This is a genomic window from Micromonospora sp. NPDC047527 (genome assembly GCF_040643015.1).
Taxonomy (GTDB): Bacteria; Actinomycetota; Actinomycetes; order Mycobacteriales; family Micromonosporaceae; genus Micromonospora.
Genome location: NZ_JBEYTK010000001.1, coordinates 231,092 through 242,854 on the forward strand (window position 1 = coordinate 231,092; position 11,763 = coordinate 242,854).

Genomic DNA, 11,763 nt, shown 5'->3' on the forward strand with positions numbered 1-11,763 from the left:
AGAGCTCAGGCGTGCAGCACCGCGAGGGCGAGGCGGGCCGTCTGGGTGTCGTAGCCCTCGGCGCGGTCGAAGCGGCCGAGCCGGCCGATGTCGGTGACGACGTTGAGCGCGGCGTGCACGAGCACGCGGACGTCGGCGGCCGGCAGGTCCGGTCGTACCGTCTCGACGAGGCGCATCCATTCCTCGACGTGCAGGCGCTGCGCCCCGCGCAGCTGGTGACGGTCCTCGTCCGGGAGGTTGTTGTTCTCCGCAAGGTAGACCGCGACGAGGTCGCTCTGGCCGAACGCGTAGGCGACGTAGGCCTGCACGACCCGGCGCAGCGCGTCCGCCGGGTCGCTCGCCTCGGCGATCGCCGTCGTCGTGGCCCCGGCGAGTCGGTCGGTGGCACGGTAGTAGGCGGCCGCGAGCAGGTCGGCCTTGCTGGGGAAGTACCGGTACACGCTGGAGGCTTGCATGCCGGCTGCGCGCCCGATGTCCTCGACGGCGACGGCGTGGTAGCCGTGGCGGTGGAACAGGCGGATCGCCTCGATCAGCAGCAGTTCACGACGCGAGGCCGGGCGCACCGGCGCGGTGCCCGGCGTGGCGTGCTGCTGTGGCGGCAACTGGGGCGCGTCGGCCCGCAGCAGAGTCCAGGCGACCCGGGTGAGCAGCTTCTCGGTGTCGGTGCCGGTTGCCGCCGCGCGGTAGGTGGTCACGCTGCCGAAGGCACTGAGTGCCGCATTGACCAGCAGCTCCGCCCGCCCGGCGGTCAGCTCGGGCCGCAGCTCGCGCAGGGGACCGGCGAGGCGGCCGACCAGCGTGGCCAGGGTCGTGGCGAACTCCTGCCGATGCTCGGGCGTGAGGTAGCGGCCCTCCCACTGGTACAGCCCGGCGACGCGCCGTTTGCTCACGGCGACTCCGGCGAGCGTGCTCAGCAGCTCGTCGAGCACACCCTCGGTGGTGCTCGCCTGCGGGTCGGCGGTCGCGGCGAGCAGGGCGCCGACGACCTCCCGGGTGGCGTGCACCAGGATCGCGTACTTGTTCGGGAAGTGCCGGTACACCGCCGGGCCGCTGATGCCGACCACGGCGGCGATCTCGTCGACGGTGACCAGGTGATAGCCCCGCTCGCAGAACAGCTCGGCGCCGGCCAGCGCAATGCGGTCCTTGCGATCCTTCGGTCGTTTGGTCGTTGCCGGGCCCACACCGCTCGCTGCTGGTCGCACCCCTACACGTTAGCGCCACCTCGCACGGTTGCGGTGATTGCCCTCGGCTTTCTCTCGTGCCGTGCATCGGCAAGGCCGAAGGTAGCCAGCGCGCATCGGGTGTGGACATTGCTTGACAAGCGGCCGTGAGCTCAACGAAAGTTAGGCTGGATTCGCATTGGGTGAGCAGCGAGGAGCTTGGCTATGACAACCGAGGCGTTCATCTACGACGCACTGCGCACACCGCGCGGCCGGGGCAAGCCGAACGGATCGCTGCACGGGGTTAAGCCGGTTTCGCTCGTCGCCGGTCTGATCGAGGAGACCCTGCGGCGGATGCCCGGCCTTGACCCGGCGCTGATCGACGACGTCGTGCTCGGCGTGGTGTCCCCGCTGGGCGAGCAGGGCGCCGACATCGCCAAGACGGCCGCCATCGTCGCCGGCCTGCCCGACACGGTCGCCGGCGTGCAGCTCAACCGCTTCTGCGCCTCGGGGCTGGAAGCGGTGAACATCGCCGCGCAGAAGGTGCGTTCAGGGTGGGAGGATCTGGTCCTCGCCGGCGGCGTCGAGTCGATGTCCAGGGTCCCGATGGGGTCCGACGGTGGAGCGTGGGCGCTGGATCCGGAGACGAACTTCACCACCGGCTTCGTGCCGCAGGGGGTCAGCGCGGACCTGATCGCCACCCTCGACGGCCATGGCCGCGACGTGGTCGACGGCTACGCGTTGCAGTCGCAGGCCCGGGCGGCGAAGGCGTGGGCCAACGGCTACTTCAACCGCTCGGTCGTACCCGTGCGGGACCGCAACGGCCTGACCGTCCTCGACCGCGACGAGCACATCCGGCTGGACTCGACCGCCGAGGGCCTCGCCGCGCTTCGCCCCTCCTTCGCCGGCATCGGCGAGAAGGCCGGCTTCGACGCGGTCGCGCTCCAGAAGTACCACTGGGTCGAGCGCATCAACCACGTCCACACGGCGGGCAATTCGTCCGGCATCGTCGACGGCGCCTCGTTGGTGGCCATCGGCAGCGAGGCCGTCGGTGCGGCCGCCGGTCTCACCCCGAGGGCGCGCGTCGTCGCCACGGCACTCAGTGGCGCCGATCCGACGATCATGCTCACCGGCCCGGCTCCGGCCGCTCGCAAGGCGCTGGCCAAGGCCGGCCTCGGCGTCGAGGACCTCGACCTGGTGGAGATCAATGAGGCGTTCGCGGCCGTGGTGCTGCGGTTCGTCGCCGACCTGGGTCTGAGCATGGAGATCGTCAACGTCAACGGCGGTGCGATCGCGATGGGGCACCCGCTGGGGGCAACCGGAGCCATGATCCTCGGCACGCTCGTCGACGAACTGGAGCGACGCGGTGGTCGCTACGGGCTCGCCACGCTCTGCGTCGGCGGCGGCATGGGCATCGCGACCGTCATCGAACGAATCTGAGGAGTCACGAATGGTCAACACAATCCGGTGGGAGCGCGGCGACGACGGCATCGTCCTGCTCACCCTCGACCACCCCGGGCGTTCGGCGAACGTGATGAACGACGAGTTCGGTGCGAGCCTCGTGGCGACTGTCGATCGGCTCGAAGCCGAGCGGGACCAGATCGCCGGCGTGGTCATCACCTCGGCCAAGAAGACCTTCTTCGCCGGCGGCGACCTGGAAGCCCTGCTGCGGCTGACGCCGGCCGACGCCGAGACCTCGGCGGCGAACACCCGCCTGCTCAAGAACGCCGTACGCCGACTGGAGACACTCGGTCGTCCGGTCGTGGCCGCCATCAACGGCTCGGCCCTCGGTGGCGGGCTGGAACTCGCCCTGGGCTGCCACCACCGCATCGTGCTCGACAACCCGGCCATCGAGATCGGCTTCCCGGAGGTCACCCTCGGCCTGCTGCCGGGCTGCGGTGGCGTCGTGCGCAGCGTCCGGCTGCTGGGCGTGACCGACGCGCTGACCAACTGGCTGCTCCGCGGCCAGCGGCGCCGACCGCAGGACGCACTCGCGCACGGGCTGGTCGACGAGATCGTCCCCGATGAGGCGGCCATGCTGAGCGCGGCCCGCGCCTGGGTCGCCGCCAATCCCGACGCGGCGCAGCCGTACGACCGCAAGGGCTACAGGATTCCCGGCGGCACCCCGTCCACTCCGGCGCTCGCCGCCCAGTTGCCGGCGATGCCGGCCATTCTGCGTCAGCAGCTCAAGGGCGCGCCCTATCCCGCCCCGCCCAACATCCTCGCCGCCGCCGTCGAAGGCGCCCAGGTCGACCTGGACACCGCCTTCACCATCGAGGGACGGTACTTCACCGAGCTGGCCACCGGTCAGATCGCCAAGAACATGATCAAAGCACTCTTCTTCGACGTGCAGACCGCCGGATCGCGGGACATCGGCGCGGGCCACCCGCCGCTACGGCGGGTGGCGGTCATCGGCGCGGGCATGATGGGCGCCGCCATCGCCTACGTGTGTGCCCGGGCCGGAATGCAGGTCCTGCTCAAGGACGTGACCCTCGCGGGGGCGCTGCGGGGGAGGGACTACTCGGTGGGCCTGCTCGACAAGGCCGTCGCCCGCGGTGTGTCCACGCTGGACGAGCGCGACGCGATCCTGGCCCGGATCCAGGCGACCGAGGACCTCGCCGACCTCGCCGACGTCGACCTCGCCATCGAGGCGGTCTTCGAGGATCCCGCCCTCAAACACAAGGTGTACGCCGAGATCGAGCAGGTCGCACCGAACGCGCTCATCGCCTCCAACACGTCGACGCTGCCGATCACCCTGCTTGCCGAGGGCGTCAGCAAGCCGGAGGAGTTCGTCGGCCTGCACTTCTTCTCGCCGGTCGACAAGATGCCGCTGGTCGAGGTGATCCGCGGCGAGCGCACCAACGAGGCCACGCTGCAACGGGCCCTCGGCCTCGTACGTCGGCTCCGCAAGACGCCCATCGTCGCCAACGACAGCCGCGGCTTCTTCACCAGCCGGGTCATCGGGACGTTCACCAACGAGGGCATCGCGATGCTGGCCGAGGGAATTCCAGCGGCCACCATCGAGCAGGCCAGCAGCCAGGCCGGATACCCCGCACCGGTCCTGGCGCTGATGGACGAGCTCACCCTCACCCTGCCCCGCAAGATCCGGCAGGAGACGGCCGCGGCCACGGTGGCCGCCGGCGGCACCTGGCAGCCGCACGCCGCCGACGCCGTCATCGACCGGATGATTGACGACTGCGGGCGGACCGGACGCTCGGGTGGCGCTGGCTTCTACGACTACCGCGACGGCAAACGGGTCGGCCTCTGGCCGGGCCTGCGGGACACCTTCGGCGGAACGAACCTCGACACGCCCTTCGAGGACCTCAAGGAGCGGCTGCTCTTCATCGAGGCGGTCGAGTCGGTGCGGTGCCTCGAAGAGGGGGTGCTGACCTCGGTGGTCGACGCCAACGTCGGTTCGATCCTGGGCATCGGCTACCCGAGCTGGACCGGCGGCGTCCTGCAGTACATCAACCAGTACGAGGGCGGGCTGCCGGGCTTCGTGGCCCGCGCGCGGGTGCTCGCGGAGCGCTACGGTGACCGGTTCAGCCCGCCCCACCTGCTGTTGGCCATGGCCGAGCGGGGCGAGCGGTTCGAATAGGAGGTCAGAGCCCGGCGGCGAGTCGTTGGGCGTTCATGTACGCGATGGCCTCGACGGAGATCATCGGGTTGACGCCCAACGACGCCGGGAACGTGGACGCGTCGGCGAGGACCAGGTTCGGGACCTCCCACGTGGCACCGTCGGGCCCGGCGACCGACGTGGCCCTGCTGCCGCCCATGCGGGCCGCGCCCATGATGTGCAGGGCGGCCATGGCGACCTGGCCGGGCGCGGTCCCCAGGGTGTCCGTGTGGCGGATGAAGTCCTCGATGGAGCCCTTGCCGCGCTCCCAGATCCTGCCGCGCTGATGACCGGAGAACAGCTTGCGGGCACCGGCCGCCTCCACGATCCGAGCGGCACCGGCGATCCCGGCCCGCATGTGGGCCGCGTCGTAGGCGGAGAGGCGGTAGTGCACCACCGGCTCGCCGTCGCTGCCGACCCTGACCTGTCCGCTGTCACGGTCGCGGGTGATGATGCCGACCCCGCTGAGGTTCGGCAGCGACCGCATCTGGTCGAGGTGGGTCCGGGCGCCCGTCCAGCTCATGAAGGACACGGCAGTGGCCGGGTTGGTGGCGGCGGTCTCGTAGATGACGCCGTAGCCGAGGCCGTCGAGATCGGCGTGTTCGGTGGAGTACCGGGTCTGCATGCCGCCCTCCCACGGGCGGACCTCCTCGGCGAACACGCCCCAGACGCCGGTGGCCGGGTGCAGATGGAGGTGCCGGCCGATGTTCGGGTTCGTGAGGCCGGAGCGGCGCAACAGGGCCGGCGTCTGCACGCTGCCGGCCGCGGCGACCACCGCGCGGGCGCGAATGGTCACCGGGTGACCGTCGGCGGTGTGACCGGCGACGCCGGTCGCCCTGCCGGCCGTGATGGTGACCGTGCGGACGTCGACGTCGACGAGGAGGCGCGCACCCGCGCGTTGGGCGTCCACGAGCCAGGTCTTGGTCGCGGATCTCTTGGCGCCGATGCGGCAGCCCAGGCCGCACCGCCCGCACTCGATGCCGGTGTCGCAGCCGTCGACGTTGCGGGGCATCTCGTCGACGTGCCAGCCGAGCGCGGTCAGTCCGCGCTCCATGAGCGCGTCGCGGGACGAGATCCGGCCGTGGTCGCGGTTGACGCCGAGCCGCGACCACACCGCGTCGAGGCAGCGCTCGTACTCATCCGTGGCGAACTGTGGAACGCCCAGCGCGGCCCACTCGTCGCGAACCCGCGGCGGGGTGCGGAACGACGTGGTGTAGTTGACGACGGTGCCGCCACCGAGGCACTGCCCCTGGAGGATGCTCAGTTGGCCCTCCGCGCTGGCCGAGGGGCCTGGGGCGTAGAGCCGCGACAATCCCGACAGCTCCCCGCCGTCGAAGTCCCTGTCGTCGTAGTACCCGCCCTTCTCCACGACGATCACGTCGAGGCCGTGGCCGGCGAGGACGGCCGCGGCGGTGCCGCCGCCAGCGCCCGACCCGACGATGACGACGTCGCAGTCCAGGGTGGTCGCCGTGGACGGGCGGATCGGCGCCAGGACGGGCTCGGGGGCGTCGGTCCTGGTGCCGAGCGGGCCGGGGTAGCCGATGGCGGGCCACACCGGCGATCGACCGGTCGGCCCCGGCGCCATGTAGTAGGACAGGGTGGCCGCGCCCTTGAGCGCCTGGAAGAGCGCCCGCTTGCGGGTGACGCCCGACTCGGCCAGGGCGAGCAGCATCTGCTCGCGGCGCTGCTGGGTCTGCCGGGAGAACCGCCGTGCGCCGCCGCCGAGGATCAACTGGGTGGCGGGGGAGTCCCACCGATCCAGCAGTTGGAGGAACTGCGTGACCTCGGCGGCGCGAGGGTTGTGCAGGACCAGCGCGGCCATGATGTCGACCGCGCCGAGCTGACTGGCCGACGGGAGGTCGGCCCCGTCGCCCGGTGCGAAGGTGTCGCAGATGCTCGCCAGGGCGGCGCGCTGTTTGGCAGATAGTTCCATCATTTATCCGTTCGGAGCGGTGGGCGGGGTCCCGCGTGGCCGGCGCCAGGCGCGGGGGCGGTGCCGAAGTAGGCCTCGGCGACGCCGCGCCTGTCGGCGCGGAGTTCGGCGGCGGACCCGGTGAGCACGACTCGGCCGTGATGAAGCACCATCGCCCGGTCGGCGACGGACAGGGCGAGGTCGATGTGCTGCTCGACGAGGACGACACCGACACCGAGCCGGTCGGCCAGCGCTCGGATGCCGGGCAGCAGGGCCTGGACCGCGATCGGGGCCAGACCCATGCTCATCTCATCGATGAGCAGGACCCGTGGCTGGCAGGCCAGTGCCTTGGCGATGGCGAGCATCTGCTGCTCACCGCCGGACAGCTGACCGCACCGGCGTGACATCAGTGGTTTCAGAGCGGGGAAGAGGTCGAGGGCGTGCCCCAGGCTGGAACGCCAGCCTCGGGCGAGGGCGAGATTCTCGCGTACCGACAGGCTGTGGAACACCCCTCGCGTGTCAGGTACCAGGATCAGGCCACCGCGGGCGTTCTGTTCCAGCCGTCCACGCAGCGGCCGGCCGAACGCGGTGACGGTGCCGACCATTGGCCGGATGACCCCGGCGGCGGTCAGCAGCGCCGTGGTCTTTCCCGCACCGTTGGGGCCGAGCACGGCCAGGACCTCGCCCTCGCCGAGGTGCAGGTCGAGCTCCCGGAGGGCGGGGATGCCGGCGTAGCCAGCCGTGACGCGGTCCAGTCGCAGGACATCGCTCATGGCACGAGCTCCGATCCGAGATACGCGGTACGCACCGCCGGGTCGGAGAGCACGGCGCCCGGCGTTCCGGAGGCGATGACGGCCCCGTAGTCCAGGACGTACACGCGATCGCAGATGTCCGCGACGAGGCTCATGTCGTGCTCGATGAGCAGCACCGCCCGACCCGATGCGGCGATGGCACGGACGTGGCCGCCGAACTCGGTGCTCTCGTCGGTGTCCAGCCCGGCGGCCGGTTCGTCGAGCAGGAGGACGCGAGTGGCGCCGGCGAGGGCTCGGGCGACGCCGACGATCTTCTGCCGGCCGAGGCTCAGCTCACCGGGGCGGCGATCGGCGATGACGTTCAGGCCGAACATCTCCAGCACGTCGTCGTCGTGGTCGGGCCGGCGACGACCGGCGAGGTCACTCCAGAGGTTGTGCAGCGGCCCCCGGCCGGACGCGATCGCGATGTTCTGACGCACGGTCAGGTCGGTGAACAGCTCTCCCGCCTGCCAGGTCCGGGCCAATCCGGTACGCCTGCGCTGGTGGGGCGCGAGCCGGTCGATCCGCCGCCCGGCCACGCTGATCGTGCCCCGGGCCGGGGTGAATCCGGTGACGGCGTCGACGAAGGTGGTCTTGCCGGCGCCGTTGGGGCCGATCAGCCCGACGACTTCACCCTCGTCGACATGGATGCTGATGTCGCTGTTGGCCACGACGCCGCCGTAGCGGACGGTCAGGCCGGTCGTGGTGAGCAGAGGCTGGGTCTCAGTCACGGGGTGACCTCCCGACGGGTGTGTCCGCGCAGCAGGCCGGTGGCGCCGCCGGCGATACCCGATGGATTGAGTACGGCGGTCACGACCAGGGCGCAGGCTGCGATGAGGGTGTAGTAGTGGCCGAGGCCGAACGTGCCGTTGAGCAGCGTGTAGAGCACGCCCAGTGGGGCGACGAGCCCGGCGATGAGCGCACCGCTGATTCGGGTGATCCCGCCGACGTAGGCCATGCACAGGACGCTGAGCCCCACGATGATGTTGAACGACTCGACCGACAGCTGTGAGCGGCTGTAGCCGATGAGGCATCCGCCGACACCGGCGAGGAACGCGGAGAGCGCGAAGCCGGTCAGTTTGACGCGGGCCACGTTGATGCCGACGCTTGCCGCGGCCCGCTCGTTGGAGCGGACGGCCAGAAACGACTGGCCGGTCGCGCCGGCCAGGATCCGGGCGACGGCCAGGGTCAGCAGGCCGACGATGACGATCACTGTGGTCGCGAACGCGGAGGTCGTCAGGTCGGTGCCGCTGCGCACCGCCAGGTCCCAGCCGAGCAGGGTGGGGTCCGCGATGAGGTTACCCTCGAACGGGGTCAGCGCCGGGTTGGCGAAGACGAGTTGTTGCAGGGCGACGGCACCGGCCAGGGTCACGACCGCCAGTTGCGCCCCGCGGACCCGTAGCGCCGGCAGGCCGACGATCACACCGACGAGGGTGGCGGCGCCGGCCGAGACCACGATCGACAGCGGGAACGGTATGTGCCAGGACGTCGTCGCGCGGGACAGCAGAAACCCGGCGGTACCGGCGAAGGCCATGGCGGCGAGCGAGATCTGGCCCAGGTAGCCGGTGAGCACGACAAGCGATAGGGCGATGAGCGCCATGATGATCGAGGTGACGACGCCGAACCGCCAGCTGCCCGAGGTCAGCGCGACGGCCAGGGCGGCGGCACCGACCAGCGCCACCGCCGCCCGGAACGGCCGTCGGGGCAGATCTACTGCCGGCATGCGTACGGTGCCCAACGCGCCCCGTGCGGGGAGGTGCCGGCCCAGGACGACCAACGCGACGATGACGAGCACGAACGGAACGACGTCGCCGAGGCCGGCCTGAGCCCAGACCGGCCAACCGTCGAAACTGCTCAACAACAGCAGTACCGACTGGAGGACGCCGATGCCCACACCGGCCAGGCACGCGATGATGATCGAGGTCAGGCGGGCCAGGAGGGCGGCGGCGAGGCCGGGCAGGACGTAGAACATGTAGCCGATCGGGTCGAGGCCGAGTGGCGGGGCGGCGAGGACGGCCACCAGTGCCGTCGCCGCGCCGGTGAGCAGCCACATGACGCTGGCCAGCCGATCCGGTGACAACCCGGTCAGCCTGGCGGCGAGCTCGTCCTCGGCTCCGGCCCGGGTCGCCACGCCCCACCGGGTGAACCGGAAGTACGCCGCGAGCACCACCGCCACCACCAGGGCCGCGACCAGAAGCACCAGGTCGCTGATGTTGATCACGGCGCCGCCCACGGACAGCGTCCGGTCGGTGAGCAGGGTGGGCGCGAGCACTCCGTTGGTCGAGAAGCGCAGCGGCACCAGCGAAGCGATCGCCAGCATCAGCCCGACCGACGCGACCACCTGTGACAACGGTGGTGCGGTGCGCAGCGGCCGGAACACCAGCCAGTGCGCGGCGAACGCCAGTCCGGCCGCACTGAGCACGCCGAGCGCGACAGCGGGCCAGGCCGGCAGTGGTTGCGAGCTGAGCCGCACCGCGCCGATGGGGAACACGAGCGTGCCGCTCTCCCGCAGCTCGGCGACCACCCACACCGCCCACAGGGCCAGGGAGCCCTGTGCGAAATTGAGGACTCCGGTGGCGGCGTACAGGGACACGATCGACGTGGCGATCACGGCGTACACCGCCCCGCCGGCGAAGCCGAGCGTGACGAACAACAAGACCTGATCCATTGTCGATTTCCTTGCGCTGGCCCTGACATGGACGGTGGGCGACGGCGTGCGGCCCGCGCACGCCGTCGCCGCGGGGCTTACACCGCGCCGGGAATGATGCGAATGACCTGGGGCATGGGCGTGATCCAGGTGTCCGTGGCGGGCTTGATCGAACCGTCGGGCTGGACCACGAAGAGCAGGAGTTGTGTCGTGCAGTTGGGTGAGGTGGCGCTGCCGCAGGTGATCTTGGGGCCGAGGAAGCTTGGGAAGTCCTTGAGCGCCTTGAGCGTCTTGAGGACACCGGGGCCGGTCAGGTCGGCTTCGGTAAACGTGGACATCGCCTTCGCGAAGTTCATGAAGAGCGCGAACTCACCGAACGCGTAGTACCCGGCGGTCCCGCCGGACACGCCGGAGATGTACTTCTCGGCCAGCGTCAGGTCGCCCTGGACCTCCGCCGGTGCGTACCGGGCGGCGGCGGGCAGCCAGTTCGACGAGTACAGGGCACCGCCGGCGGCCTGCTCCGGGGCGCCCTTGATGTAGTCGGTGCACGCGGCGGTGAAGATCTCGCCCTGGTACCGCAGTTGCCGCAGCGCCTTGACCAGAGCCGTGCAGACGGCCTCGCTCGGCGCGGCGACCAGGCCGCCCACATCGGGGTTGTCCCGCGCGATCGTGGAGGCCACGGCGGTGAAGTTGGGGTTCGTGGGGGAGAAGTAGATGCCCTTGGCATCGATCCCGAGCGCCTTGGCCAGTGCCGGAAGGAGATTGTCGATGGTCTGGTGCGACGACGGGGTGTCGACGAGGGCCAGCGTCACCGACTCTTTGCCTTCGGTCTTGAACGCCTGCAGGGCGCCGATGAGGAAGGCGGCCTGCGGCGCGGCGAAGAACACGCGGTTCTCCGCCTTGGCGCCGGTCACGGAGTCGAACGGAATCATTCCGACGAGCGGGATCTGCGCGGCGGTCAGGGTCGGCAGGGTCGCGCTCGAGGACAGGTTGTAGCCGTCCATGACGGCGACCACCTTCTTCTCGACGAACATGTTGGCACACGACTGTGCCCGCTCCGGTGTCGTGTCGGTGTCGCACGAGACGACCTCGAGCGGGTGGCCGTTGATGCCACCGAACTCACCGTTGATGTAGGACAGCGCCGCCTTGACCCCGGTGTCGGTGCCCGGTTGGGGGACCGGCCCGCCGGACGGGTTGAGGAAGCCCACGACGATCGGTGGCTTGGACAGTTTGGAGGTCGTGCTCGGGGTGTCCGAGGCGCAGCCGGTCGCGGCCACCAGGGCGGCGACGAGAATGGTTGAAGCCCGCAGGACGGCAGGGCATCTGGGCATGGATCCTCATTTCGACGCGACGGTCGGTGCCGTCATCCGTTCGAGGCGGCCGACCGAACGGCTCTCCGTGATGCGACGGGCCTGTCCTGCGGTGTTCTGTCAGACGTCGCCGAGTGGTGGCGTGGCGGTGTCGGCGAATGCCCAGGACGGCGCACCGCCCGACCGGTGCGTGACCGGAGCGGCGGTACCGGCGGTGACAGGCGATCGGCCCGCGATTGCTGGCGCGGGCATCCTCTTCGTGCTTACGGCACTGTAAATCAGACGTAACTTCTTGGGAAGAGTTCGGGACCCGCCCCCTGGTAATCT

8 protein-coding genes are annotated in these 11,763 nt (G+C 70.6%); 2 read left to right on the forward strand and 6 right to left on the reverse strand.

From position 1 onward, the window contains the following. Nucleotides 1-5: 5 nt before the first annotated feature. Nucleotides 6-1,202 (reverse strand): TetR family transcriptional regulator, encoded by a 1,197-nt coding sequence (locus tag ABZ808_RS00960; protein WP_356999055.1) that lies wholly within the window; start codon nucleotides 1,200-1,202, stop codon nucleotides 6-8. Nucleotides 1,203-1,385: 183 nt separating this feature from the next. On the opposite strand from ABZ808_RS00960, the gene ABZ808_RS00965 reads away from it, so the two are divergent. Beyond that, nucleotides 1,386-2,600, forward strand: a complete 1,215-nt coding sequence (locus ABZ808_RS00965) for an acetyl-CoA C-acetyltransferase (protein ID WP_356999058.1) — start codon at nucleotides 1,386-1,388, stop codon at nucleotides 2,598-2,600. A 10-nt stretch (nucleotides 2,601-2,610) separates the two neighbouring features. Continuing rightward, complete coding sequence (locus ABZ808_RS00970) at nucleotides 2,611-4,758, forward strand: 3-hydroxyacyl-CoA dehydrogenase NAD-binding domain-containing protein (protein WP_356999061.1); 2,148 nt, start codon at nucleotides 2,611-2,613, stop codon at nucleotides 4,756-4,758. Nucleotides 4,759-4,762: 4 nt separating this feature from the next. On the opposite strand, the gene ABZ808_RS00975 is transcribed toward ABZ808_RS00970, so the two are convergent. The 5 genes from ABZ808_RS00975 to ABZ808_RS00995 all read right to left on the reverse strand — a co-directional run bounded on the left by ABZ808_RS00975 (nucleotide 4,763) and on the right by ABZ808_RS00995 (nucleotide 11,457). Beyond that, nucleotides 4,763-6,709 carry a GMC family oxidoreductase N-terminal domain-containing protein gene (locus ABZ808_RS00975; RefSeq protein WP_356999064.1) on the reverse strand — a complete coding sequence of 649 codons (1,947 nt, stop codon included), beginning with the start codon at nucleotides 6,707-6,709 and terminating at the stop codon, nucleotides 4,763-4,765. After that, nucleotides 6,709-7,461 carry an ABC transporter ATP-binding protein gene (locus ABZ808_RS00980; protein WP_356999067.1) on the reverse strand — a complete coding sequence of 251 codons (753 nt, stop codon included), beginning with the start codon at nucleotides 7,459-7,461 and terminating at the stop codon, nucleotides 6,709-6,711. Before ABZ808_RS00980 ends, ABZ808_RS00975 begins: the two co-directional genes overlap by 1 nt. Next, nucleotides 7,458-8,210 carry an ABC transporter ATP-binding protein gene (locus ABZ808_RS00985; RefSeq protein WP_356999070.1) on the reverse strand — a complete coding sequence of 251 codons (753 nt, stop codon included), beginning with the start codon at nucleotides 8,208-8,210 and terminating at the stop codon, nucleotides 7,458-7,460. The genes ABZ808_RS00980 and ABZ808_RS00985 overlap by 4 nt, the downstream gene beginning before the upstream one ends. Next, on the reverse strand, nucleotides 8,207-10,147 hold the full coding sequence (locus tag ABZ808_RS00990) for an ABC transporter permease (protein ID WP_356999073.1): 1,941 nt from the start codon (nucleotides 10,145-10,147) through the stop codon (nucleotides 8,207-8,209). The genes ABZ808_RS00985 and ABZ808_RS00990 overlap by 4 nt, the downstream gene beginning before the upstream one ends. Before the next feature lie 77 nt (nucleotides 10,148-10,224). Next, a complete protein-coding gene (locus ABZ808_RS00995; protein WP_356999076.1) occupies nucleotides 10,225-11,457 on the reverse strand; it encodes an ABC transporter substrate-binding protein in 1,233 nt (410 codons plus the stop codon). Between the last annotated feature and the right edge of the window lie 306 nt (nucleotides 11,458-11,763).

Excerpts from the sequence above, each read along its gene's own strand:
- ABZ808_RS00965 (WP_356999058.1), top strand. The coding sequence starts at position 1,386 with ATGACAACCGAGGCGTTCATCTACGACGCACTGCGCACACCGCGCGGC.
- ABZ808_RS00970 (WP_356999061.1), top strand. The coding sequence starts at position 2,611 with ATGGTCAACACAATCCGGTGGGAGCGCGGCGACGACGGCATCGTCCTG.
- ABZ808_RS00975 (WP_356999064.1), bottom strand. The coding sequence starts at position 6,709 with ATGGAACTATCTGCCAAACAGCGCGCCGCCCTGGCGAGCATCTGCGAC.
- ABZ808_RS00980 (WP_356999067.1), bottom strand. The coding sequence starts at position 7,461 with ATGAGCGATGTCCTGCGACTGGACCGCGTCACGGCTGGCTACGCCGGC.
- ABZ808_RS00990 (WP_356999073.1), bottom strand. The coding sequence starts at position 10,147 with ATGGATCAGGTCTTGTTGTTCGTCACGCTCGGCTTCGCCGGCGGGGCG.
- ABZ808_RS00995 (WP_356999076.1), bottom strand. The coding sequence starts at position 11,457 with ATGCCCAGATGCCCTGCCGTCCTGCGGGCTTCAACCATTCTCGTCGCC.